The organism is Aeromonas sp. ASNIH8 (genome assembly GCF_002919855.1).
Classification (GTDB): domain Bacteria; phylum Pseudomonadota; class Gammaproteobacteria; order Enterobacterales; family Aeromonadaceae; genus Aeromonas; species Aeromonas caviae.
Genome location: NZ_PQLN01000254.1, coordinates 1 through 791 on the forward strand (window position 1 = coordinate 1; position 791 = coordinate 791).

The 791-nt window shown below is 59.0% G+C and carries 1 protein-coding gene; it reads right to left on the reverse strand.

The window, feature by feature from the left end; translation table 11 throughout:
* Positions 1 to 80: 80 nt before the first annotated feature.
* The coding region (istB, locus tag C3418_RS23770) for an IS21-like element ISAs29 family helper ATPase IstB (RefSeq protein ID WP_223925488.1) at positions 81 to 791 on the reverse strand (711 nt) is incomplete at its 5' end.

Consider the following 791-nt stretch of genomic DNA (forward strand, 5'->3'; position numbering starts at 1 on the left):
TGCGTATTCCGGCGAAGTTGAACAGCCATTCCGGCCAACGTGAACACCCTGATCCTTAACGCGCTCACGTCACCCCGTTTCTAACTCGAGTGTTCAGATTGGGTCAACTCACTTCTCCTCTTTCTCATCGATTCTCCCTTCAGTGACAGCCGGTGAGCGTTGTGCATCAGCCGGTCCAGGATCGCATCTGCCAGAGTGTTGTCCCCCAAGCTCGCGTACCACTCTTCCGTTGGCAGCTGACTGACCACGACCGTCGAGTATTTCCCGTACCGATCATCCATGATCTCCAGCAGGGCGTTGCGCTGCTCGGCATTCACCGCTTCCAGTCCCCAGTCATCCAGGATCAGCAGCTCTATCCTTGCCAGTTGACCCAGCAGTCTGGCGTAACTGCCATCTACCTTGGCCTGGCTCAGCTCAAGTAGCAGACGCGGCAGCCGGTAGTAACGAGTGCTGTGCCCCTGCTGACAGGCTTGGTAGCCCAGCGCACAGGCTAGGTAGGTTTTTCCGCAGCCACAGGGGCCGGTAATGAGCAGGTTCTGGCCCCGGCGCAGCCACTCTCCTTGGGCCAGGTTTGCCACCTGTGACCGCTCCAGGTTGCGTGCAGACTGGTAGTCCACCTCTTGCACCGTGGCCTGGAGTTTGAGCCTCGCCTGCTTGACCAGCCGAGCTTGTTTACGCTGCTCCCGGCTCAGTTGTTCGTGTTCGACCAGCAGGCTTAGCCGCTCGATGAAGGGCAGCCCTTCGTAGGTACTTGCCTGTTCCAGTTGTTGTTGCACGGCATCCGCCATGCC